We start from the raw sequence: 23,056 nt of genomic DNA on the forward strand, positions 1-23,056 counted from the left end.
CCAAGTCTATCGGGTTGCCGGCTCCATCGGCGGCTCGGGCGTCTTGTTCTGCCCGCGATCGGCGAGCGTCATACCCTCGGGCGTCATCATCTGTGAGGTGGCCGTCGGGATGGTGGTGAAGGCATCGCGGTCACTTGCCGGAATGGCGGCGCGCGCGCGGCTGCGGATGATCGCGTAAGCCGTGATCAACACGTGGGCGAGTGCGGTCACCAGGAACAGCGCGTGCGGGCTTGCCATCGACATGACGGGGCCGCCGATCGTCGGGCCGATGATGGTGCCGATGCCGTAGAGCAGCAGCAGGCCGCCGGAGACCTTCACGAAGTCTTCCGAGGAGGCGTAGTCGTTGGCGTGGGCGACGGCGATCGGATAGAGGGTGTTGGCGACCGCGCCATAGAGCACCACGAGCGTGATGATGAAGGCGGGCGAGGAGGGGTGGAGGACGACGAGCATGAGACCGGCGAGCGCCGCGATCGCCGACATGGCGGCCAGCACGTAGCGGCGGTCGATGCGGTCGGAGAGGCGGCCGGCCGGGAGCTGCATGACCGCGCCGGCGAAGATGGTCGAGCTCATCATGATGGCGATCGAGGTATCCGAGAGACCGGCGCCGGCGCCGAAGACGGCACCGAGTGTGCCATAGGCGCCATTGGCGATACCGACCAGGAGAATGCCGAGGCAGGAGACCGGCGAGTTGCGATAGAGCGCCTTGAGATCGAGCTTCACGGCCTTCAGCGGCTGCGGCGAGGCGGCGGTCGACAGCAGCGTCGGTAGCATGGCGATGCAATAGAAGATGCCGCAGATCATGAAGAGGATGGGCGTACGGACATCCTCGAGTGGGATCATCATCTGGCCGGCGACGACGCCGATCAGGGTGATGGCGATATAAAGCGAGAAGATCGCGCCGCGGCTTTCATTGGTGGCGCGCTCGTTCAGCCAGCTCTCGATGATCATCGAGGTGCCGGCCGTGGCAAAGCCGGTGACGGCGCGCAGCAGCACCCACCAGACCGGATGAACGGCGATGCCGCTTACCAGCGCGATGATGGCGATGATCGAGATGAAGCCGGAGAAGGCGCGCACATGGCCGACACGGCTGACCATCTTCGGCGCAACTAGGCAACCGATGACGAAGCCGGCGGCCCAGGATGTGCCGAGCAGGCCGAGCGTGGTGGTCGCATAACCTTCGAGATTGCCGCGGACGGGGAGGAGGATACCTTGCAGGCCATTGCCCATGAACAGAAAGAGCGTGCCGAACAGAAGTGCGGCGACGGATAGAAGATTTCGTTTCATTGGCCCCCCATGCAACTCAGCTTACATGCACAAAGACATATGGCAGCACACGATGCTGCCCAGTCTTTGAAATGTTGATTGTCTCCCCGAATGCCTTTACGGCATGTTTAGAAGCAGTGGTTGCGCGAAATAATGTCCGTCCTGTGACAACAAGAACATATGGAAAAATAAAGACATGACGAAGCTGATCGCGCTTCTCCTGATGCTTGCGATGGTGGTGCACTTGATCAAGCCGCTCGGTCTGCCGGGCCTTAGGAAGCGTGCGGATTTCTGGAAGATCGCGCTGTTTGCCTTCGCGATCTGGGCCGTCGCGCTGCTCGGGCGGGATCTGTTTGTTTAAGCGCAATTGGTTGTAGAGACGCCGGTCGTGGGAAGGGGTTCCCCCTCAGATGGCGTCAGGCTGCTGTTTCGGCTATTGTGAGGGTTGCTTGGACGCTTCTTGGGGGGAGAGGACATGCTTGCCCTGCATCACGTGTCGATCATCACTGATGACCTGGAGAAATCTCTACCGTTTTACCGCGATGTCTTTGGTCTTTACGAAATTCCTCGGCCGGACTTTCCGGTCGGAGGGGCGTGGCTCGCCTGCGGCAGTCTGCAGGTCCACCTCGTCGTGCATCTCGAAGGCACCTTCCGGCAACGGCCGGTCATCGATCGCAACGACTGGCACTTCGCGTTTCGGACCGATGACTTCGAGGGCGTTCTCGAACGCCTCGCCGCCCTCGGCTTCAGCGGGGATCTGCCTGAAGACGATCCCAAGCACATGCTAATCTTCCGCACCGGGCTGGCGGGGTTCCCGCAGCTTTATCTTCGTGACCCTGACTTGAATATCGTCGAGATCAACGGCGCGCCGTGAGGCGTTGTCCGCAACCTCGTCGACATCTTATGCCGACCACGGATCATCCGGCAGCGGCGTTTCCTGCTGAATGCTCTGGAGGATGCCGATCAGGCGCGGTGCCATTTCGCGGATTTCCTTGAGGTGGATCGTCGTCAGCTGTTTGAGGACGGCTTCGGCCTGGTCCGTCAGGATGAGCGTCTGGCGTCGGCGATCGTTGGGATCGGGGCGGCGGCTGACGTAGCCGGCGGCTTCGAGACGGCCCACCAGTTCGGTCGCGGTATGCGGCGCGATGATCAGCCGTTCGGCGAGCAGGCCGACGGTCATCGGATCGGGGGCGCGGTGCCCCTTGATGGCGAGCAGCGCCTGATGCTGCTGCGCGGGCAGGCCGGCTTCAAGCGCGGCTGACGCGCTGAAATCCATGAAACGGCGCAGCGTGTGGCGAAGGTTCGCGAGAGCTTCGTAATCCTCCTCCGACAGATCGTCCCGCATCGCCACATCCTTCCGTCAACGCCCATGAAAGTCAGGGCGATCTCTAGCCGTTATCGCCGCCATCCGCAAAGCCTGCGGCGCGAGAGGCAGGTCTCTTGATTTATATCGTAATACGATATATTTGAGCGCGCAGATAAACACCAGACAGGATCGATCATGCCCCCAAAATCTCTTCCCCCCGATACATCCCCCAATGCCGCCTCCCTGCTGCCGCGCCGCGCGGCGGGCGATTTCACCACCGACAAGCGCGTTCTGGCGCTGATCGCGATGGCCGTCGTCGTCGGCACTGGCGGCGCGTTCGCGGCGTGGCTGCTGGTCAGCCTGATTTCGCTCGTCTCCAATGTCGTCTGGTTCGGAAAGTTCAGCCTCGTTGCCGAAAGCCTGGCGCATGCGCATCCGTCGCTGTGGATGCTTGTCGTGCCTGTCATCGGCGGACTGATCATCGGGCTGATGGCGCGCTTCGGCTCGGAGAAGATCAGGGGACACGGCATCCCTGAGGCCATCGAGGCCATCCTGATAGGCGGCAGCCGGATGTCGCCGAAGGTGGCGGTGCTCAAGCCGCTGTCGTCGGCGATCTCGATCGGCACCGGTGGCCCGTTCGGCGCCGAAGGGCCGATCATCATGACCGGTGGGGCGATCGGTTCGCTGTTTGCGCAGTGCTTCGAGATGAGCTCGGCGGAGCGCAAGTCTCTGCTGGTCGCGGGTGCTGCCGCCGGCATGACGGCGATCTTCGGCACGCCGATCGCGGCCCTTCTCCTGGCGGTCGAGCTGCTGCTGTTCGAATGGAAGCCGAGGAGCTTTATTCCGGTTGCCGTGGCTGCCTGCGTGTCGGCTTGCTGGCGGCCGTTTCTGTTCGGCGCCGGTCCGCTGTTTCCCGCGCATTTCGATATGAGCCTCCCTTGGTGGGGGATCGCGCTCTGCGCCGGGCTCGGCATTCTCACAGGATTCGCTTCCGGTCTTCTGACGGTGCTTCTTTACAAGGTCGAGGACCTGTTCGAGGCGTTGCCTGTGCACTGGATGTGGTGCCCTGCGATCGGCGGGTTGTTCATCGGGCTCGGTGGGCTTATCGAGCCCCGCGCGCTCGGTGTCGGTTATGATATCATCGAGGATCTGCTGCACAGCAACGTCCTTCCGGCCGCCGTCCTCACCATCCTTGCCGTGAAGGTGGCGATCTGGCTGATCGCGCTTTCCTCCGGAACGTCGGGTGGCGTCCTGGCGCCGCTGCTTATCTTCGGTGGGGCGATCGGCTGGCTGGCCGGGCTGTTTCTGCCTGGCGACCAGGGCTTTTGGGCGCTGATCGGCATGGCCGCGATGATGGGCGGCACGATGCGCGCGCCGTTGACCGGTACCTTCTTCGCGGTGGAGCTGACGGGAGACCTGTCGGCGCTTCTGCCGCTGCTCGCCGCCACGGTGTCCGCTTATGCGGTGACGGTGCTCGTGCTTCGGCGCTCGATCCTCACCGAAAAGATCGCCCGGCGCGGCCAGCACATCACGCGCGAATACGGTATCGACCCGTTCGAGCTGACACGCGCCCGCGACATCATGATCGTCGATGTCGACGTGCTCTCTGCCCGGCAGACGGTGGGGGAGGTGAAGACCTTCTTCGAGACGGCCGAGAAGACGCATCGCGTCTATCCCGTCGTCGATGACCAGCGCGTGTTGCTTGGCCTGGTCTCCCGCGCCGATGTGCTGCGGTGGCATCAGGAGGGCGTGGCAGATGATGTCAGCATTGTCGACGCGACGTCGAACGCTGAGATCGCCTATGCGCTTGCGGATGACACGGTCGGGCATGTCACCGATATCATGCTGAATTCGGGAGAAGGACGCATCCCCGTGATCGATCCGCAAACGAAGCGGCTGGTCGGGCTGATCGCGCGCAAGGATCTGCTGCATCTGCGGCATTCCTTCAAGACAAGCGAGACGGAACGCCGGCCTTATCTGTTTTCGAGCGCTGCTTAGGCCGATGCCGAACAAGTCGCCCACCGCGTGTCTCGTGGCGGGCGCTTTCATTTTGTCACTTCTCGACACCCTCGACAGCCGGCACCTTCCGCTCCCTGATGTGGCGGAGTGAGACGCCTGAGGGGATGGTGCCCATGGAGCGGCGTTTCGGCACGCCGAGGCGCTGGGCGAGATAGATGCTCGAATGGCCGCTGCAGAGATAGGCGAGGAAGCAGGCGACGGCGAGGTAGACGGCGTGAGTGGCGCCGAAGAGCTCGATGCCCATGATCATGCATGCGAGCGGCGTGTTGGTGGCGCCGGCGAAGATCGCCACGAAGCCGAGCCCGGCGAAGAGATCGGACGGCGCGCCGAGGAGGCCTGCCAGCGCATTGCCGAGTGCGGCGCCGATGAAGAAGAGCGGCGTGACCTCGCCGCCCTTGAAGCCGGCGCTGAGCGTGACGATGGTAAAGATCGCCTTCCACAGCCAGCTCCAGTAATCGACGGCGCCGGGTGCGAAGAAGCCCGCGATCGTCGGGTCAGCGGCGTCGGGCGACCAGACGCCGAGGCCGAGATAGGCGCGGGTGCCGAGCAGATGGACTAGGCCGATGACGATCAGCCCGGCCAGAACGGGGCGCAGCGGCGCGTAGGGCAGGAGCTTCTTGAACAGGGCTGAAGCCGTGTGGGAGAGTTCGGCAAAGGATTTCGCCGCAAGCCCGAAGACGACGCCGGCGATGGCGACTTTCGACAGCAGCAACGCATCGAGATGGAAGACATTGGCGGGCGCGTCGGCGAGATAAGCGATGTGGTAGTGCGTGTGCTCGATGCCCCAGGCGTGGCAGGCCCAGTCACCGGTGACTGCGGCCATCAGGCAGGGGATCAGGGCTTCATATTGCATGCGGCCGATGGTCAGCACTTCGAGCGCGAAGATGGCGCCAGCGATCGGCGTGCCGAACACCGCGCCGAAGCCGGCCGCGACGCCGCCCATGAGGAGGATTTTCACGTCGGCGGGCGACAGGCGGAAGAGTTTCGCCACGGCGCTGGCGATGCTGCCGCCGAGCTGCACCGCCGTGCCCTCGCGGCCGGCCGAGCCGCCGAAGAGATGAGTGGCGATGGTGGAGACGAGGATGAGCGGTGCCATGCGCAGGGGAACGCCGGCGCCGGGCTCGTGGATCTGGTCAACGATCAGGTTGTTGCCGCCCTCGGCGGACTTTCCGAATGTCTGGTAGATCAGCACCATCAGGAAGCCGGCGGCGGGCAGGCCGTAGAGCAGCCAGGGATGGTCGAAGCGGCTCCTGGTCGCGAGGTCGAGCGCCCAGAGGAAGAATGCGCAGAGCGATCCCACGACGACAGCCATCGGAACGATGACGGCGATCCACTTGCCGATATCGCGAAGCTGGCGCAGGCGGATGCCGAAAAGGTCGGAGAAGGCGATCATAGTGCTGCCCCTTGATGATGGGCGGTATCGCCGGCGATGTGTGGTGAAACTAAGACTTCGAACATGACTCTACCCTTTCGCGCGATGGCAAATGAAGTAGGAGTCATCGGCTTCGTCGGGGAAGCGGTTCAGCCTTTTTTGGCCTCGGCAGAATCCATTGCCGATAGCCAGTTTGATATCGCTTGCGCCGGATTGCTGTCAAGCGCGCCGGGGCAGGGATCCGTCTTGTTCAGGCGGGTTGCGATCAGCAGTCGATCACGCCGCGCATGACCTCGACGCAGGCGCCCGAGATCGCGACGTCGGTGATCACGCCGTCCGTCTTCGTCACCTCGATGCCGATGAAGCTGCGGCGGCCCATTTCGACGCCCTGCTCGATGGTCAGCGACACCGTCATGTCGGGTTCCGGCTCGAGCGAGACGAGGTAGGCGCCGAGTGCGGCCGAGGCGCTGCCGGTGGCGGGGTCTTCCGGGACATTGTCGAGCGGGGCGAACATGCGGGCGCGGATATGCCAGGGCTTATCGGCCGAGCGGACGTAGACGAAGAGCGAGAAGTCGTGGTTGCCCTCAAGCGTCGGGCTGACTGCATCCTGGAAGTGTGCGAGGTTGGGGCGGGCGCGGGCGAGCGTGTCGAGATCGGCGAGTTCGGCGACGACAAAGCTCAAGCCGACTGATGTCGTCAGCGGCTGGTGGGCGCGGGTGCTGACCTCTGTGCTGTCGATGGCGATGCAGCGGGCGATGGTCTCTGCAGGGACAGTCCTGCCAGTCGATAGGGGCTTCGGGGCGCGGATCGCGGTCGAGGCCACGCGGCCGTTCTCGCGGCGGACGTCGACGGTGACCACGCCGGCCTTTTCCTCGAAGTGCATGACGTCGCCGACGGGTTGGCCGAAGATGTCGTCGAGGTTGCCGAGCACATAGGCGGTGCCGACATTGGGGTGGCCGGCGAAGGGCACTTCCGTTGTCGGCGTGAAGATGCGCACGCGGGCCGTATTCTCGGGGTTTTCTGGCGGCAGCACGAAGGTCACTTCCGAATAGCCGAACTCGGCGGCGATCTTCTGCATCTGATCATCGGAGAGGCCGCGCGCATCCGTCATCACAGCCAGCGGGTTGCCTTCGAAGCGGGTGGAAGTGAAGACATCGACGGTGGTGAAGGAAACGGCGGTCATTGCGTGCTCCGATGATTCAGGAGCGCAATCAGTAGCCATCGCCGCCGGCTGGCAGAAGGGGAATTCTTGTCGCCGTGACAATCGATCGATGACGACGCGTGGCAACAAAAAACCGGCCGCCAGAGGCAGCCGGTTCGTAGAGATAGGCGGGCGGATCAGGCCTTGTTGACGCTGGCGCCGTAGATCTCGCTGATCGTTTCAGCGAGGCTCGCATCGAACTCCGCGTCGCTCATCGAAACGCGCAGGTTTTCGGTCAGTGCGCGCGAGAAGCTGGCGATCATGCCGTGGTTGTGGCTGAGCTTTTCGCAGGCGTCGGTGCGGCTGTAGCCGCCGGAGAGTGCGACGACGCGCACGACCTGCTTGTGGGCGACCAGAGGCGCGTAGAAATCGGCGACTGTCGGGATCGTCAGTTTCAGCACCACCTTTTCGCTCGCCGGAAGCAGGTCGAGCTGATTTGCGATCTCGTCGCGCAGGATGGCTTCCGCCTCCTGCTTCGTCGGGCTCTTGATGGAGACTTCAGGTTCGACGATCGGAACGAGGCCGCTGCCGATGATCTGGCGTGCCACTTCGAACTGCTGCTTTACGACGGCTGCAATGCCGGTCCTGTCGGCGCCCGCGATCACCGAGCGCATCTTGGTGCCAAAAATTCCCTTGTCGCGGCCGCGCGCGAGGAGCGTCTCGAGTTCAGGCATCGGCTTCATGATCTGGACGCCGTTTTCCTCGGCAGCCAGGCCCTTGTCTATCTTCAGAAGCGGCACGACGCCGCGCTTTTCCCAGAGATAGGAAGGAACCGGCTGGCCATCGACGTCGCCATCCATGGTGCGCTCGAAGAGGATCGCGGCAATGATCTTTTCGCCGGTGAAGGCAGGCGCGCTCATGATGCGGACGCGCATGGCGTGCATCAGGCGGAACATTTCCTCATCGCCCTGGTAGTCGCTGTCGGCGATGCCGTAGAGGCGCAACGCTGCGGGTGTCGAACCACCGCTCTGGTCCAGCGCTGCAATGAATCCTGGCGCCGAGCTGATCTTGTCCAACATCTTCGCGTCCACCATACTTCATTCCTTCTCTCGAACCGGCGCATCGCGTCCGGATTTTGCTCTTTGTCAAAGCCGATCGGCACTCGAATCTGCGATACCAGAAGAATTTTAAAAGGAAAATCCTGGGGTAAGCTATTGAAACGATTGAAATCGTTTCAAACGTTTGAAAGTTTAAAGTTGTTTTAGTTTCAACGGAAAGACCGCGAAAGCGCTGGCTCCCGCGGTCTTCAATGAAACGGTTCAAACAGGCCAAAAGCCCGGTTTGACTTACTTGGCCTTGGTGAGGACCTCTACGCCAGGAAGGACCTTGCCTTCCATCCATTCCAGGAATGCGCCGCCTGCGGTCGAGACGTAGGTGAAGTCATCGGCAACGCCGGCGTGGTTCAGCGCCGAGACGGTATCACCGCCGCCTGCGACCGAGGTGAGCTTGCCAGCCTTGGTGCGCTCTGCCGCATATTGAGCGGCTGCAACGGTTGCCTTGTCGAAGGGTTCGATCTCGAAGGCGCCGAGCGGGCCGTTCCAGACCAGCGTGTTGGCGCGCTCGATCCAGGCCTTCACGGCTTCGACCGACTTCGGGCCGACGTCGAGCATCATGGCGTCATCGGGGATGGCGTCGATGGCGACGATCTCGTTGGCGGCACCGGCCTTGAACTCGCGTGCGACGACACCGTCCTCGGGCAGAACGATCGCGCAGCCGGCCGTTGCGGCTTCGATCATGATCTGGCGGGCGGTGTCGGCGAGGTCATGCTCGCAGAGCGACTTGCCAACGCTGGTGCCGCGCGCGGCGATGAAGGTGTTGGCCATGCCGCCGCCGATGACGAGGGCGTCGACCTTCTTCACGAGGTTCATGAGGAGGTCGATCTTGGTGGAGACCTTGGCGCCGCCGACGATGGCAACGACGGGGCGAACCGGCTGGCCGAGGCCCTTTTCCAGCGCTTCCAGTTCAGCCTGCATGGTGCGGCCGGCGTATGCGGGGAGGTGACGAGCGAGGCCTTCGGTCGAGGCATGGGCGCGGTGCGCCGCCGAGAAGGCGTCGTTGACGTAGATGTCGCCATTGGCGACCAGCGCCTTGACGAAATCGGGGTCGTTCTTTTCCTCGCCCTTGTGGAAGCGGGTGTTTTCCAGAAGCAGGATGTCGCCATCCTTCATGGCAGCAACGGCACCTGCGGCGGCTTCGCCGATGACGTCGGTTGCCGTCTGCACCGGATGGCCGAGAACGGCCTCAACCGACGGGGCGATCAGGGTCAGCGACAGGTCCGGCGAGGGGCCGTCCTTGGGGCGGCCGAAGTGCGCGAGCAGGATAACCTTGGCGCCCTTCTTGGACAGTTCCTTGATGGTCGGGGCGACGCGCTCGATGCGGGTCACGTCCGTCACCTTGCCGTCCTTCATCGGGACGTTGAGGTCGACGCGGACGAGAACGCGCTTTCCGGCAATGTCGTTAAGATCGTCGAGTGTCTTGAAGGAAGGCATGGGGAAATCCGTTCGTTTATTGCCTGAAAAGATGCGGGGACCATAGCAAGGATCATCGCGGACGCAAGGCGTTCAGCGCGGGTTTTCGTCGGCTTTTCCACCTGCCGCGGCGGCTGCCGCCTCCTTGTTCTTGCGGTTCTTGAAGCGGTCGTGCACGCGGTCGATGATATCGCGCATATTGATGAAGATCGGCAGCGTCACGGCCGGCTCGACGGCCTCCAGAGACATGCCGATCGCGCTGATATGATCGTGGTCGTCGAGGTCGCGGACGATGAGGATGATGGAGCCCAGGCGCACGCGGTCGGCATATTCCGCCTTGCCGCCGAGACGCTGCTTCATCAGCTCCGCGATCGTGAGGCCCTTCTCGTTTTCGTTCAAAAGGCCGGGGCCGTAGGCGGCGTCGAGATCGGTCGCCGGGCGGCTCGGGGAAAGGGCGAAGGCGCCGAAGAAATCGGTGTCGTCTTCCTCGACCGGCACGCGGCTTGCGAACAGCTTGTCGAGCAGGCGCGAGTAGGAGGGAACGATGAAGAGGTAGACCAGATCGTTCTCGCGCAGGCGGCCGGCATATTGATAGCGCATCGACTTGCCGTCGCGGATGACGAGCGAGGGTGTCGCCCAGCGCGGAATGCGCTCGCCGCGCAGCACTGGGCTGTCCTTGACGACGCGATAGGAGAGGAGTTCGTGGTTGGCCGCGCCCGGCAGGTCGACCTCCACCTTGTCGACAGCGCCGATGCGCGGCGGAATGATCAGGCCGAGCTTCTTGGCGACCGGCTTGATGGTCCAGCCCTGCACCAGCAGCGAGACGAGCACGATGATGAAGGCGGTGTTGAAGTAGACCTGGCCGTTTTCCAGACCGCCGAGGATCGGCATGATGGCGAGCAGGATGGAGACGGCGCCGCGCAGGCCGACCCAGGCGACGAAGCCGATTTCCTGTTGCGTGTAGTCGAAGGGCAGCAGCGACAGCCAGATCGCTAGCGGGCGGGCGATGAAGATCAGGAAGAGCGCAAGCAGCACGGCGGGAATGGCGATCGCGCCGAACTGCGACGGCGTCGCCAGAAGGCCGAGCACCAGGAACATGATGATCTGCGCCAGCCAGGTCATGCCGTCCTGGAAGCGCTTGATCGAGGCATAGCCGGGCAGCTTGCGGTTGCCAGCATAGATGCCGGCGACGTAGACCGCGAGGAAGCCACTGCCGCCGACGGCGCCGGTGAACGAGAAGACCAGAAGCGCCAGCGCCAGAACGAAGATCGGCGTCAGGCCGCGATCAGTCTCGAGTCTCCCGACGATCAGCACGATCATCATGCCGCCGAGCAGGCCTAAAATGACGCCGAGGCCCATCTGCTGCACGAACATGGCGAGCATGCCGATGTTGATGCCGTGATAGCGCTCGCCCGATGCCAGGACCTCGACGAGCGCGATGGTGAGGAAGATCGCCATCGGGTCGTTGGTGCCGGATTCGACTTCGAGCGTCGAGCGCACCTTGTCGCGAATGTTGATGCCGCCAATGCGCAGCAGGAAGAAGACGGCTGCGGCGTCGGTGGAGGCGACGATGGAGCCGAGCAGCATGCCCTCGAGCCAGGTGAAGTTCAAAAGCCACATGGCGGCCACGGCAAACAAGGACGCCGTCATCAGCACGCCGACCGATGCCAGCGTTATCGAGGGGACGGCGGCGAGCTTGAAGGCCTGCACCGGCGTGCCGAAACCGGAATCGAAGAGGATGATGGCAAGCGCGATCGAGCCGAGGATATAGGCGAGGTAGTTGTTGGTGAATTCGATGCCGAGGCCGTCGCTGCCGGCAAGCAGGCCGATGCCGAGAAACAAGAGCAGAAGGGGCGCGCCGAAGCGGAAGGCAAGCAGGCTGGAGAAGGCCGCAAGAAGCACGAGCGCCGTCGATACCAGTACGACGATGTAGAATGCTTCCATGCCCAAACCCCTTTATGCAAATATCAATCGCCGCAGTGTCGCCCCCCGTCGCATGCGGCTGTCTAAAACTATGGTATCGCGTCTCCAGTTCCGGTCCGATGCCTGCCAGTAAACGGCAAAATCCAAACGAAGGGTAGACCTAAAGGGCTATCCTTGCGCTTTGCTGCATCATGCTGCTGAGCGATCCGCCTAACGGCAAATCAAATGAACGGTTGGAGAGTGATCCTGAGTAAAGTGTAGGATCAAATCAGGCGAGAGCAGGGCAGAAATCGCTGCCCTGTCCTTTTCTTGGACAATCGTCGCGTATTTCTTTTTGGCCTTAGGCCTCTTCGTCGCCGTCGTCTTCATCCGCGTCCGAAATCGGGATGAGGAAGACGACGAATTCGTCGTCGATGGTGCGCGAGGGATCGTCGTCGAACTCGTAGGCGTGCTCGACTTCGCTTGCCTCATCAGGCGTCGCCTTGCGCAGGGTGAGCGGCGCCTTGCCATCCCATACCGGCTTGCCTTCGGTCTCGAGCACCGTCAGATCCTCGCGGAAATCCTCGGCCTCGATGAAGTGCTTGGCGTCCTCGGCGTTTTCCGAGCGGAAACTCGCGATGGCTTTGCCAGATATCTCGATGGTGAAATAATCCATTGAATTCTCTTTCGTTTCGCTGATGTCTAACATTATGGTGTTCGTTCGCGCCACGCCAGCCCCGCAGCCGCCGTGCGTGCAATTATCGCGGTCCCATCAGTCGCGAGGACGAGGCGAGCAGCGGTTGGCCCTTGGCAAGCTGCTTGGAGCCGCCGCCGACAACAGTCAGGCTGAGCACACCGGCGATCATGACAAGTAGGATTGCCAACATCAGGATTTTCATGGGTGGTTCGCTCGTTGTCGGTTCGGCGTCTCGTTGCGCGACCGCGTTGCAGCTTCGATCGAATTTACCGCATCCGGCCGGATGACGGCAAGCGCGTTTGGCTGCCTTGGTGCTTCCTAACAAACGAAAAGCGGCCCGGTTTCCCGAGCCGCTTTCCGAAATCGATATCGCTAACCTTAGATGGTCTTGGCGAAGGCGACAGCCGTGTCCGACATGCGGCTGGAGAAGCCCCACTCGTTGTCGTACCAGGACAGAACGCGCACGAAGTTGCCTTCCATGACCTTGGTCTGGTCGGAGGCGAAGATCGAGGAGTGGCTGTCGTGGTTGAAGTCGCGCGAAACCAGCGGCTCGTCGGTGTAGCCGAGGATGCCCTTCAGCTTGCCGTTCGAAGCAGCCTTGATGGCTTCGTTGATTTCGGCAACCGAGGTGGCCTTCTTGGCAACGAACTTGAAGTCGACGACCGAAACGTTCGGGGTCGGAACGCGGATCGAGGTGCCGTCGAGCTTGCCCTTGAGGTGCGGCATGACGAGGCCAACGGCCTTTGCTGCACCAGTCGAGGTCGGGATCATGGACAGAGCTGCAGCGCGGGCGCGGTACAGGTCCTTGTGCATGGTGTCGAGCGTCGGCTGGTCACCCGTGTAGGAGTGGATCGTGGTCATGAAGCCATGATCGATGCCGACGAGATCGTCGAGAACCTTGACGACCGGCACGAGGCAGTTCGTCGTGCAGGAAGCGTTGGAGATGACCAGGTGTTCCTTGGTCAGCTGATCGTGGTTGACGCCGAAGACGACGGTCAGGTCAGCACCGTCGGCAGGAGCCGAAACGATGACGCGCTTGGCGCCAGCCGTCAGGTGAGCGGCAGCCTTGTCGCGCGAGGTGAAGATGCCGGTGCATTCCATGGCGATGTCGATGCCGAGTTCGGCGTGCGGCAGCTGTGCCGGGTCGCGAACAGCGGTGACCTTGATCGGCTTGCCGCCGCCAACGGTGATCGTGTCACCTTCGACCTTCACTTCGGCCGGGAACTTGCCGTGGATCGAGTCGTAACGCAGCAGGTGCGCGTTGGTCTCGACCGGGCCGAGGTCGTTGATGGCAACGACTTCGATGTCCGTGCGGCCGGATTCAACGATGGCGCGGAGAACATTGCGGCCGATACGACCGAAGCCGTTAATGGCAACCTTTACAGTCATGTGTGTCTCTCCCGAGAGTAGGGCTTGGTTTATAAGCAAAGAGGAGCGCCCTGAGGCGCTCCTTGTATCAGATCAAAGCTTGGCTTCAACTGCGGCGACGACGGCTTCCGTCGTGATGCCGAACTTCTTGAAGACATCCTTGGCAGGACCCGAAGCGCCGAAGCCCTTCATGCCGATGAAGGTGCCTTCCGGTCCGATGAACGCATCCCAGCCTTCGCGAACGGCGGCTTCGACGGCGATCTTGATCGGCGACTTGCCGAGGATCTCGGCGCGGTAGGCATCCGGCTGCTCGAAGAACAGTTCGGTCGAGGGGACCGAGACGACGCGGACGGTAACGCCCTTTTCTTCAAGCGTCTTGCGGGCGGCAACGGCCAGCTCGACTTCGGAGCCCGAAGCGAAGATCGTGACCTTGGCATCGGCATTGCCGGCCAGCGTGTAGGCGCCGAGTTCGCAAAGGTTCTTCTCGCTGTACTCGGTACGAACCGTGGTGAGGTTCTGGCGGGTGAGCGCCAGGCCCGACGGACGGTCCTTGGTGTTCAGCGCAATCTGCCAGCACTCGGCGGTTTCGACGGCGTCGGCCGGGCGGAACATCATCAGGTTCGGGATGGCGCGAAGCGAGGCCATCTGCTCGACCGGCTGGTGGGTCGGGCCGTCTTCGCCAACGCCGATCGAGTCGTGCGTCAGAACGTGGACGACGCGGATGCCCATCAGCGAAGCGAGGCGGATAGGAGGGCGGCAATAATCCGAGAAGATCATGAAGCCGCCGCCGTAGGGGATCAGACCGCCGTGCAGCGCGATACCGTTCATGGCAGACGCCATGCCGTGCTCGCGGATGCCCCAGTGCATGTAACGACCGGCGAAGTCCGTCGGCGTGATCGAATGCATCTGGCTGGTCTTGGTGTTGTTCGACGGCGTCAGGTCGGCGGAGCCGCCGATCGTCTCGGGCAGGAAGCCGTTGATGACTTCAAGCGCGTCTTCGGAAGCCTTGCGGGTCGCAACCGTCGGCTTGGTCTCGGCGAGCTTCTTCTTGTAGTCGCTGATGGCGGCGTCGAAGCCCTCAGGCAGGTCGCCCGCGAAGCGGCGGGTGAACTCGGCCTTGGTCGCTGCCTTTTCGAGGCGGCCTTCCCATGCCTTGACGGCGTCAGCCGAACGCGTGCCGGCGGCGCGCCAATCGGAGAGAACGTCGTTCGGGATGACGAAAGGTGCGTATTCCCAGTTCAGTGCCTTGCGGGTCGCTGCGATTTCCTCGGCGCCGAGCGGCGAACCGTGAACCTTGTGGCTGCCCTGCTTGTTCGGAGCGCCGAAGCCGATGACGGTCTTGCAAGCGATGAAGGTCGGCTTGTCGGACTTGTGAGCTTCTTCGATGGCTGCTGCAATCGCAGCCTGGTCGTGGCCGTCGACTTCGATCGTGTGCCAGTGAACGGCCTTGAAGCGCATGATCTGGTCGGTCGAATCCGACAGGGAGACAGCGCCGTCGATGGTGATCGAGTTGTTGTCCCAGAAGAGGATGAGCTTGTTGAGCTTCAGGTGGCCGGCGAGCGCGATGGCTTCATGGCTGATGCCTTCCATCAGGCAGCCGTCGCCGTTGATCACGTAGGTGTAGTGATCCTGCAGGTCGGCGCCGAATTCCTCGCGCAGCTTGCGTTCGGCGATCGCCATACCGACGGCATTGGCAATGCCCTGACCGAGCGGGCCGGTAGTGGTTTCGATGCCCGTGGCGTGGCCGTATTCCGGGTGGCCGGCTGTCTTGGAGCCGAGCTGGCGGAACTGCTGGAGGTCATCGACCGACATGTCAGGGTAGCCGGTTAGATAGAGCAGCGAGTAGAGCAGCATCGAGCCGTGGCCGGCCGACAGCACGAAGCGGTCGCGGTCTGGCCAATGCGGCTTCAACGGGTCGAACTTCAGATACTTCGAGAACAGGACGGTGGCGACATCGGCCATACCCATCGGCATGCCCGGATGGCCGGAATTCGCCTTCTCGACTGCATCCATTGAGAGGAAACGGATCGCGTTTGCCATCCGGTCGTGTTGTTCAGGAGAAATCATCGCTATTCCGCTTGTTCCGGGGTGTCGGGGGATGGCCTCAAGCCTGCGGAGACCATCAATGAGAGCGGGTGCACAAATAGCAGTTGGAGCAGGCAAGTCAATAAATCGAAGCCCTAATAGAGGGGTCGGAATGACGATTTTTGACATTTGACCAACGATTTTAACAAAAGTTGACAGGCGTGTGACAGAGGCGCTGAGGAGGCCGTCGACGGAGTTGCCGATTTCAGTCATCCACAACTAGCTCGCCTGCCGCCTTCCAGCCTTTATTGACGGGCAGTTGGCGAGCTGCATATCCTTTTGAAAACATCGCGTCGGGCCTCATTACCGATTCGCGGGTCTTGCGCGGGGAACCGGAAAGACATGACATCCACAGGCAACAGCATCGATGCAGCGCTCCTGGAGCTCCGGCAGGCGATTTCGGCGCTCGACAGCGCCGTCGACGCCCGGATCGAGCGGCAGCGCGAGACCGGCGAGATCGAGGGCGAGGTGCGCCGCGTGCACGCCGATCGCTCCAAGCTGGCGCAGGAGCTCGATCAGGCGGAATTCCGCGCGAACCGGCTGGAAGAGGTCAATCGTGAGGTGTCGCGTCGTCTTGTGACGGCGATGGAGACGATCCGCGCGGTTCTCGACCGCTAATAAAGGGCTTAGGACATGGCGCAGGTAACGGTAACGATCGACGGCAAGGCCTATCGCATGGCCTGCGAAGAGGGGCAGGAAGATCACCTGACCGATCTCGCCACCCGTTTCGACCGCTATGTCGGCCATCTCAAGGATCAGTTCGGCGAAATCGGCGATCTCCGCATCACTGTCATGGCCGGCATCATGATCATGGACGAGATCTCGGAGCTGACGCGGCGCGTCGCCAGCCTGGAAGATGAGCTCAACAGCCTGCGTAGCAACCGCGACACGGTACTGGCGGCAACCAGCCGCACCGAAGAGAGCATCGCGGCTGCCATCGTCGAGGTCAGCAGCCAACTGCGCGGGATCACCGACAAGCTGAACGGCCGGGCGCCGGCTGCTCTGAATTAAGCGGGCTGAATTAAATCCGGGACGCTTGCGTCAGCCTCTGGCGCGCGTCATGGATCGGTCTTATATAGCAGTTGCGATCTGCGCCTCTCGACAGGAACCACAATCCCTGGGGCCATACTCGATCCAAAGGGAGCTGTCCCTGGCCAGGCCCGTGGGCTTGGACATATGGCGCCCACCTACGTTTGTAGGCACCCAGGATCGTAAACCTCCATCGGTTGCCGCGGATCGCACTCTTCCTTCTCATCTCCGGCAGTCGTATCGCGCTTCGAGCGCCCTGGTATCAGGCGCTATTCAGCGCCGTTTTCCTTCATGCAGGTCGTCAGCGCGGCAAATGCCTCCTCCGTGCCCGTCAGCGGCAGGATGACGTCGATGCCGTTGGCGGTGACGGTCAGTTCCTTGCCCGAGGTCAAGGCGGTGACGGCCGCAGCATCGTTCGGAACGTCGATCGTCACGGTCTTGTCGCTGTCGGCAGTCGAGGAAAATTCGGCGGCGGCGGCGCCATCCACCGACCATGTCCCGTTGACGCGCTCACCCTTGGCGATTGCGAAGCCGTCGGCATTGGCAAACAGCGCCAGCTTGTCGCCGACGGCGAGGTAGCCGATGCCGGTGTGGTTGTTCTGGGCAAGGCAACCGATGAACGTGTCGCCATCCGTCATCGGGGTGACGCCGAAATCGGCGGCGCGGGTGGCTGAGACCGAGAGCAGGGTGGTGGTTACCAGTGTGGCCGCGGCGAGTATATGCTTCATATAAGTTCCTTGTTGCGCGGGTGCTGGCACGGCCACCGGCTTAGCGCATTCGATCACGCCGGCGCGCTTCTACTGCCGTATGCCGGGTTTGCTGGCAATGGGGGAAAGGCTCGCCTCGTTCGTTCGGATAGATTGGCACTAGCTTTCAGACGCCAAAACGTCTTTCTGTCGATTCGACGCATGGCCGACACTCGTCGTGCGCTTAAGCTTTGCCACTATCTGAACCAGAGGTCATCAGTGACACAATTACTATCCAACTCGATCGCCGCGCTTTCTGACGAATGCCGGAACAACGCCTTGACCGTACCATCCGAGGAGGGGGCGGCCGAGTACGCTGGTGCGGTCAACGGACTTTGCGACGCACTGGACAATTTGGCTGAAGAGGCACTTTCACGGCATGTCTACCTTTCGGAATTCACCGACCTTCTGAACGAGCTTGTCGAGCTTTCGGCCGGCCCATCGCACGCTCTTCTCGCTGCGGTGCAAAGCGCTTTCGCCGAACAGGGACCGCCCGACGAACCCGCTCGGTAAACGCCGGCAATATGGCATGGTCGCTGCGGTTTGGTGGCGACCATGCGGCTCCTCGTGAGCCTTTCGCGGACCGTCCGGGGCAGCGTCGCAGGCTTGCCAATAAAGCATGCGCTGAGCGCACGGGATGTGTTTCGGGTTTTTCTCACGCAGAAATCGCTGATTTTCCGAAGCGTGGAGCCGATATCGGCCGATTGAAACGGTTAAAACACTTTAACGATTGTGATCGCGCCGATCGCCATTCCGCGAATTCATGCGAAATCGCTGCAAAATGGCGCTTTCCTAAAACGTTTACGGCTTTTCTGAGGGCAAAAATACTAAGCAGCATGGTTTTAGTTATGCGCATGGCGCATAGGTGTTTTGATGCTTTAGCGCTGTTCGTTGTCGGCCTTCATGCATATATTCGCATCAACAGAGAGACACGGGCAGCAAACACGCTGCCAAGCGCTGAAAGCCCTAGGAAAGGGGATCATCATGAACGTAGCACGCTCCTACAATAACTGGCGCAAGTATCGTCAGACCGTTAGCGAACTCGGCCGCATGTCCAACCGTGCGCTGAACGACCTCGGCATCGACCGCTCCGAGATCCAGCGCGTTGCTCGCGACGCCACTCGCTAACAAGCGATTGCTGCTCTTTATGAGCAGATGGATTTCAAACGCCCGTTGCTTCCAGCTGCGGGCGTTTTGCTTTTGTGGCCTTTGATTTGCAAGCGGGGCTGGGATTTGCGAGCGGGGCTGGGGCTTCAAGCCGGTTTTGCTTGCGAAGCGCGCGGTGCTGGCGATATGGCAATGGCCATGTTTTCACTCACCCGCATCGAGACCCTGGAGCAGATCGTCAAGAAGAGCCGGTTTCTGGCTGTCGCTGCACCGATCGGCTCCGAAGAGGATGCCAAGGATTTTCTCGCCGCGCACGGCGATCCCGCCGCCAATCACAATTGCTGGGCATGGCGGATAGGCCAGAACTATCGCTTCAACGATGATGGCGAGCCGAGCGGCACCGCGGGCAAGCCAATCCTGCAGGCGATCGACGGGCAATCGCTCGACCGGGTGGCGGTCGTGGTTACCCGCTGGTTCGGCGGCGTGCTGCTTGGAACCGGCGGCTTGATCCGCGCTTATGGCGGTACGGCTGCCGCGTGTCTGAGGGCCGCGGCGACGGTCGAGCTGGTCGCGACGGTCGAGGCCGAGATCGCGGTGAATTTCTCGGATCTGGCTCTGGTGAAGGCGCGGCTTGCGGGCTCCGCCGGCGTGCGCGTTGTGGCCGAGGTGTTCGTCGATGCGGGTGCGTTGCTGACGCTTTCCGTGCCGGAAGCCGTGTTCTCCGAGACCGCACGGATGCTCAGCGATGCCACCAGCGGCCGCGTTATTCTTGCGGTGCAGCAATGAGCCGCAGCCTTATTGGCGCTTTGCGGTTGACATTCGAAATATTTTTTTAGTTTCCAGATTCGGCGGAAGGCCTTGCGGGCTCGCGGTTCTCGCGTTCAGCAGAGCGATATCCGGCGGCGTTCCCGCTATTGTGACGGAGACTTCGCTTGCGTGCTGCAGTGCGAGTGATAGGTATTCGCGCATAATATCGATTAGATTCTCAATTCTCAGGAGATTATGAGATGCAGCTTGGCATGGTTGGGTTGGGCCGTATGGGCAGCTTCATGGTCCAGCGCTTGATGCGTGATGGCCATGAATGCGTGGTCTATGATGCGAAGACGGAAAGCGTGAACGATCTGGTCGGCAAGGGCGCCATCGGCAGCGCTTCGCTGGAAGAGTTCGTTTCGAAGCTCTCGCGTCCGCGCGCCGTGTGGCTGATGCTGCCGGCCGCCATCACCGACAAGGTGATCGCGCAGATCACGCCGCTGCTCGACAGCGACGACATCATCATCGACGGCGGCAACTCCTATTATCACGACGACATTCGCCGTGGCGGCGAGCTGATCACCAAGGGCCTGCACTATGTCGACGTCGGCACCAGCGGCGGCGTGTTCGGTCTCGAGCGCGGCTATTGCCTGATGATCGGCGGCGAAAAGGCTGTCGTTGAATCGCTGTCGCCGATCTTCAAGTCGCTGGCGCCCGGCGTCGGCGATGTCGTTCCTTCGGCGCACCGCCCCGACCAGGCCGGAAGCACTGCCGAGCAGGGCTACCTGCATTGCGGCCCGCATGGCGCCGGCCACTTCGTCAAGATGGTGCACAACGGCATCGAATACGGCCTGATGGCGGCTTACGCCGAAGGCTTCAACATTCTGAAGCGCGCCAATATCGGCGCCGACAATCATGAAGTCGACGCCGAGACGGCGCCGATCGCGCACCCTGAGCATTACCAGTACGACTTCAACCTGCAGGACGTCGCCGAAGTGTGGCGTCGCGGCAGCGTCATCACCTCCTGGCTGCTCGACCTGACCTCGGATGCGCTGCATGCGGATCCCGCGCTCGGCGCCTATGCCGGCCGCGTTTCGGACTCTGGCGAAGGCCGCTGGACGATTATGGCCGCCATCGACGAAAGCGTTCCGACGCCGGTCCTGAGTGCCGCGCTCTACAGCCGCTTCTCCTCGCGCGACAATGACGAGTTTGCCAACAAGGTGCTCTCGGCCATGCGCGCCGGCTTCGGCGGCCACGTCGAAAAGCCGAAGGCGTAAACCATTCAGCAATAATGGTTATCCAAGCCCGCGCAGCCACAAGCTGCGCGGGCTTTTCTTTCCCGCGCTTCAATATAAGCTACGCTATATATATTGGAGGGGCTGGTATGGGTCTGGGGTTTGGTGCGCGCGTCATGAAGCGGCTTCTGCCGCTCCTTGCATTTGGCATGATCGTTTCGAGTGCAGCGGCGCAAACGCCAGCGGCAACAACCAGCCCGACACCGGCAGCGCCGCCGCCCGCCGAGGTGCGGCAGATGCTGCAGCTCATGGAGACGCCCGCCGTCAAGCAATGGATGGCGACGCAGGCGCAGACGCAAAGCCCGACGGCTCAGGCTCCGGCAGGGCAGGCCCCGGCGGCAGCGCAGCCTGCGAGCACCCCGGCACAACCGGCAGCACCCGGCGGCGAGATGTCCGGCGAGCAGATGTCGGTTCTCTCCGATTTTCTCGGCCACGCCCGCCGTCACTTCGATCTCGTCTCCGGCGCCGCGATGACGCTGCCGGATGAAGTCGAGAATGCATCCGAGATCGTCGAGCGCGAGGTGCAGCCGAGTGGTTGGGCATTCGTGACCATCGAGTTGCTGGCGCTGTTCCTGGCCGGGGTGGTGGCTGAACTCCTGTTCCGGATGATCGTGCCGCGGCCGCGTGTCAAACTCGAAGATGGCGCGGTCGTCACGGTCGCGCACCATGCGGCGAACAATCTGAGCTACCGCATCGTGCCGGCGCTGGTGTTCTGTGTCGCGACGCTCGTACCGCTCGTGCTCTTCAACTGGCCGCCCATCACGCAATCGCTGGCGATTGCCGTCGCCATCGCGCTGATCGTCTCGCGCGTCACCATCTCGGTCGGCCGTCTCATCGTGGCGCTGGTGACGCTGCCGCATGTGGGGGGCGAAAGGGACGTCTCGCGCGCCACCGCGATGTTCTGGTTCAAGCGCAGCTGCATCTTCATCATCTATTTCGTGTTCGGCTGGGTGCTGATCCAGCTGATGGCGCCGCTGGGTTTCTCTCCCGGGTCGCGCTATCTCGTGGCCTACGCGCTCGGGCTCGGGCTGCTTGCCATCGCGACCGAAGCGGTCTGGTCGCGCCCGGCAGAGGAGGGGCAGAAGAGCACGACGGCCTCCTGGATGCTGACCATCTATTTCGCGGCCCTCTGGCTGCTATGGGTGGCGGGCTTCAATCTCATCCTGTGGATCGGCATCTATCTCGTGGCGTTGCCGCGCGTTCTGCGCGTCTCCACGCTTGCGGTGCGGGCGCTGCACAAGGCCGAGGCCGGGTTTCTTGCCAAGAAGCGGATCGCGGCGGTGCTGCTCGACCGTGGCGTCCGCGCCGTCATCATCACCATCGCGGCCCTCTGGCTCGGCCGCATTCTCGGCTTCGCGGCCGAGCGGATGGCGGCCGGCGAGACGATGATGGACCGGATCGTGCGCGGCTCGGTCGGCGGCATCGTCATCCTGCTTGCGGCCGATCTGCTCTGGCACCTGGCGCGCGCCTATATCAACGGAAGGCTGGAGGACTCGCCTCTGGAAGGTTCGATCAACGATGAGGAGAAGGCAAGGCGGGCGCGGCTGCAGACGCTGCTGCCGATCTTCCGCAACATCCTCGCCGTCGTGATCGCCGTCATCGCCGTGCTGATGGTGCTCTCCGGCCTCGGCGTCGAGATCGGGCCGCTGATTGCCGGCGCCGGCGTTGTCGGTGTCGCGGTCGGCTTCGGGGCGCAGACCATCGTCAAGGATGTGATCAGCGGCATGTTCTATCTCTGGGACGATGCCTTCCGGGTTGGCGAATATATCGAGAGCGGCAGCCACAAGGGCGTTGTCGAGGCGTTCAGCCTGCGCTCCGTCAGGCTGCGCCATCATCGCGGGCCGCTGACGACGGTGCCGTTCGGCGAGCTCGGGGCGGTCAAGAACCTCAACCGCGACTGGACGATCGACAAGATCACGCTGAACGTCACCTACGACACCGATCTCGTCTTGGCGAAGAAGGTGATCAAGCAGATCGGCCAGAAGCTGCTCGAGAACCCCGACTACGCGCCTCACATCATCGAGACGATGAAGATGAAGGGCGTCGAGCAGTTCGGCGAGTTCGCGATCGTCATTCGCCTGGCGATGATGACGAAGCCCGGCGAACAGTTCGTCATCCGCCGCAACGCGCTGGCGATGATCCGCACGGCCTTCAAGGAAAACGGCATCGAGTTCGCCGTGCCGACGCTGCAGGTATCGAGCGAGACGCATGATGCCGACGCCAATGCGGCTGCTGCGCGCTACGCGGCGCAGAAGAACAACCAGGGCGCGGAGCCGGCGGCTTAGCCGGCATGCCAGCATCCCCGGATGCCGGTATTGGCGCATCGAAGGCTTTAACCTTACGAAAATACAATATTCAAACCCCTGTCCCCGCGCCAAAAATGCCCCAATTGGGGATGAAGCAGGCGTCGTTAAGCGGCATTGGGGTAGTGTTGGCATGTATTCGCGG

The 23,056-nt window shown here is 62.3% G+C and carries 22 protein-coding genes, 1 other RNA gene and 1 riboswitch; of the genes, 11 read left to right on the forward strand and 12 right to left on the reverse strand.

Annotation, left to right across the window (positions count from 1 at the left end; all coding sequences use genetic code 11):
- Window positions 1-6: 6 nt before the first annotated feature.
- Entirely contained in the window at window positions 7-1,284 is a 1,278-nt protein-coding gene (locus QTL96_RS26510) for an MFS transporter (RefSeq protein ID WP_018899678.1), read from the reverse strand.
- Window positions 1,285-1,459: 175 nt separating this feature from the next.
- Here QTL96_RS26510 and QTL96_RS26515 point away from each other — a divergent pair, with 175 nt between their 5' ends.
- Both QTL96_RS26515 and QTL96_RS26520 read left to right on the forward strand, forming a co-directional pair.
- Complete coding sequence (locus QTL96_RS26515; protein WP_018899677.1) at window positions 1,460-1,624, forward strand: hypothetical protein; 165 nt, start codon at window positions 1,460-1,462, stop codon at window positions 1,622-1,624.
- A 114-nt stretch (window positions 1,625-1,738) separates the two neighbouring features.
- Entirely contained in the window at window positions 1,739-2,137 is a 399-nt protein-coding gene (locus QTL96_RS26520) for a VOC family protein (RefSeq protein ID WP_289729808.1), read from the forward strand.
- Between the two features lie 27 nt (window positions 2,138-2,164).
- Here QTL96_RS26520 and QTL96_RS26525 read toward each other — a convergent pair whose 3' ends face one another.
- Complete coding sequence (locus QTL96_RS26525) at window positions 2,165-2,608, reverse strand: helix-turn-helix domain-containing protein (protein WP_289729809.1); 444 nt, start codon at window positions 2,606-2,608, stop codon at window positions 2,165-2,167.
- Window positions 2,609-2,764: 156 nt separating this feature from the next.
- Between QTL96_RS26525 and QTL96_RS26530 the strand changes: the two genes are divergently transcribed.
- On the forward strand, window positions 2,765-4,567 hold the full coding sequence (locus QTL96_RS26530; protein ID WP_289729810.1) for a chloride channel protein: 1,803 nt from the start codon (window positions 2,765-2,767) through the stop codon (window positions 4,565-4,567).
- 55 nt (window positions 4,568-4,622) lie between these two features.
- On the opposite strand, the gene QTL96_RS26535 is transcribed toward QTL96_RS26530, so the two are convergent.
- The 9 genes from QTL96_RS26535 to tkt form a co-directional block, all read right to left on the reverse strand.
- Entirely contained in the window at window positions 4,623-5,981 is a 1,359-nt protein-coding gene (locus tag QTL96_RS26535; RefSeq protein WP_289729811.1) for a voltage-gated chloride channel family protein, read from the reverse strand.
- 90 nt (window positions 5,982-6,071) lie between these two features.
- A riboswitch (Fluoride riboswitch) is annotated at window positions 6,072-6,152 on the reverse strand.
- A 73-nt stretch (window positions 6,153-6,225) separates the two neighbouring features.
- Window positions 6,226-7,143 (reverse strand): PhzF family phenazine biosynthesis protein, encoded by a 918-nt coding sequence (locus tag QTL96_RS26540; protein ID WP_289729812.1) that lies wholly within the window; start codon window positions 7,141-7,143, stop codon window positions 6,226-6,228.
- Between the two features lie 155 nt (window positions 7,144-7,298).
- Window positions 7,299-8,195: a fructose bisphosphate aldolase gene (locus QTL96_RS26545; RefSeq protein WP_289729813.1), complete on the reverse strand. Its 897-nt coding sequence runs from the start codon at window positions 8,193-8,195 to the stop codon at window positions 7,299-7,301.
- A 252-nt stretch (window positions 8,196-8,447) separates the two neighbouring features.
- On the reverse strand, window positions 8,448-9,650 hold the full coding sequence (locus QTL96_RS26550; protein WP_113011473.1) for a phosphoglycerate kinase: 1,203 nt from the start codon (window positions 9,648-9,650) through the stop codon (window positions 8,448-8,450).
- 72 nt (window positions 9,651-9,722) lie between these two features.
- Window positions 9,723-11,573 (reverse strand): potassium/proton antiporter, encoded by a 1,851-nt coding sequence (locus QTL96_RS26555; RefSeq protein ID WP_289729814.1) that lies wholly within the window; start codon window positions 11,571-11,573, stop codon window positions 9,723-9,725.
- Between the two features lie 319 nt (window positions 11,574-11,892).
- Window positions 11,893-12,207 carry a hypothetical protein gene (locus tag QTL96_RS26560; protein WP_112944904.1) on the reverse strand — a complete coding sequence of 105 codons (315 nt, stop codon included), beginning with the start codon at window positions 12,205-12,207 and terminating at the stop codon, window positions 11,893-11,895.
- A gap of 82 nt (window positions 12,208-12,289) precedes the next feature.
- A complete protein-coding gene (locus QTL96_RS26565) occupies window positions 12,290-12,418 on the reverse strand; it encodes a hypothetical protein (RefSeq protein WP_280637050.1) in 129 nt (42 codons plus the stop codon).
- Window positions 12,419-12,606: 188 nt separating this feature from the next.
- Window positions 12,607-13,617, reverse strand: a complete 1,011-nt coding sequence (gene gap / locus QTL96_RS26570; protein ID WP_111563323.1) for a type I glyceraldehyde-3-phosphate dehydrogenase — start codon at window positions 13,615-13,617, stop codon at window positions 12,607-12,609.
- 72 nt (window positions 13,618-13,689) lie between these two features.
- Entirely contained in the window at window positions 13,690-15,663 is a 1,974-nt protein-coding gene (gene tkt, locus QTL96_RS26575) for a transketolase (protein WP_209235490.1), read from the reverse strand.
- 360 nt (window positions 15,664-16,023) lie between these two features.
- On the opposite strand from tkt, the gene QTL96_RS26580 reads away from it, so the two are divergent.
- The 3 genes from QTL96_RS26580 (at window position 16,024) to ssrS (ending at window position 16,923) form a co-directional block, all read left to right on the forward strand.
- Entirely contained in the window at window positions 16,024-16,299 is a 276-nt protein-coding gene (locus QTL96_RS26580) for a DUF4164 domain-containing protein (protein ID WP_018899664.1), read from the forward strand.
- A gap of 15 nt (window positions 16,300-16,314) precedes the next feature.
- Window positions 16,315-16,692: a cell division protein ZapA gene (zapA, locus tag QTL96_RS26585; RefSeq protein WP_018899663.1), complete on the forward strand. Its 378-nt coding sequence runs from the start codon at window positions 16,315-16,317 to the stop codon at window positions 16,690-16,692.
- Window positions 16,693-16,764: 72 nt separating this feature from the next.
- Window positions 16,765-16,923, forward strand: a non-coding RNA gene (ssrS, locus tag QTL96_RS26590) — 6S RNA.
- A 56-nt stretch (window positions 16,924-16,979) separates the two neighbouring features.
- Here ssrS and QTL96_RS26595 read toward each other — a convergent pair.
- Window positions 16,980-17,438 carry a hypothetical protein gene (locus tag QTL96_RS26595; protein WP_289729815.1) on the reverse strand — a complete coding sequence of 153 codons (459 nt, stop codon included), beginning with the start codon at window positions 17,436-17,438 and terminating at the stop codon, window positions 16,980-16,982.
- Window positions 17,439-17,618: 180 nt separating this feature from the next.
- Between QTL96_RS26595 and QTL96_RS26600 the strand changes: the two genes are divergently transcribed.
- The 5 genes from QTL96_RS26600 to QTL96_RS26620 all read left to right on the forward strand — a co-directional run bounded on the left by QTL96_RS26600 (window position 17,619) and on the right by QTL96_RS26620 (window position 22,893).
- Window positions 17,619-17,969 (forward strand): hypothetical protein, encoded by a 351-nt coding sequence (locus QTL96_RS26600; protein ID WP_289729816.1) that lies wholly within the window; start codon window positions 17,619-17,621, stop codon window positions 17,967-17,969.
- A 471-nt stretch (window positions 17,970-18,440) separates the two neighbouring features.
- Window positions 18,441-18,584, forward strand: coding sequence for a DUF1127 domain-containing protein (locus QTL96_RS26605; RefSeq protein ID WP_289729817.1), 144 nt, complete (start codon window positions 18,441-18,443; stop codon window positions 18,582-18,584).
- A 177-nt stretch (window positions 18,585-18,761) separates the two neighbouring features.
- Window positions 18,762-19,349: a YigZ family protein gene (locus tag QTL96_RS26610; protein ID WP_289729857.1), complete on the forward strand. Its 588-nt coding sequence runs from the start codon at window positions 18,762-18,764 to the stop codon at window positions 19,347-19,349.
- Window positions 19,350-19,570: 221 nt separating this feature from the next.
- Window positions 19,571-20,590: a phosphogluconate dehydrogenase (NAD(+)-dependent, decarboxylating) gene (gene gnd, locus QTL96_RS26615; protein WP_209235487.1), complete on the forward strand. Its 1,020-nt coding sequence runs from the start codon at window positions 19,571-19,573 to the stop codon at window positions 20,588-20,590.
- 167 nt (window positions 20,591-20,757) lie between these two features.
- Complete coding sequence (locus QTL96_RS26620; protein ID WP_289729858.1) at window positions 20,758-22,893, forward strand: mechanosensitive ion channel family protein; 2,136 nt, start codon at window positions 20,758-20,760, stop codon at window positions 22,891-22,893.
- Window positions 22,894-23,056: the final 163 nt, after the last annotated feature.

Origin of the sequence: Rhizobium sp. S163, from assembly GCF_030380805.1 — a bacterium.
Lineage (GTDB): Bacteria > Pseudomonadota > Alphaproteobacteria > Rhizobiales > Rhizobiaceae > Rhizobium.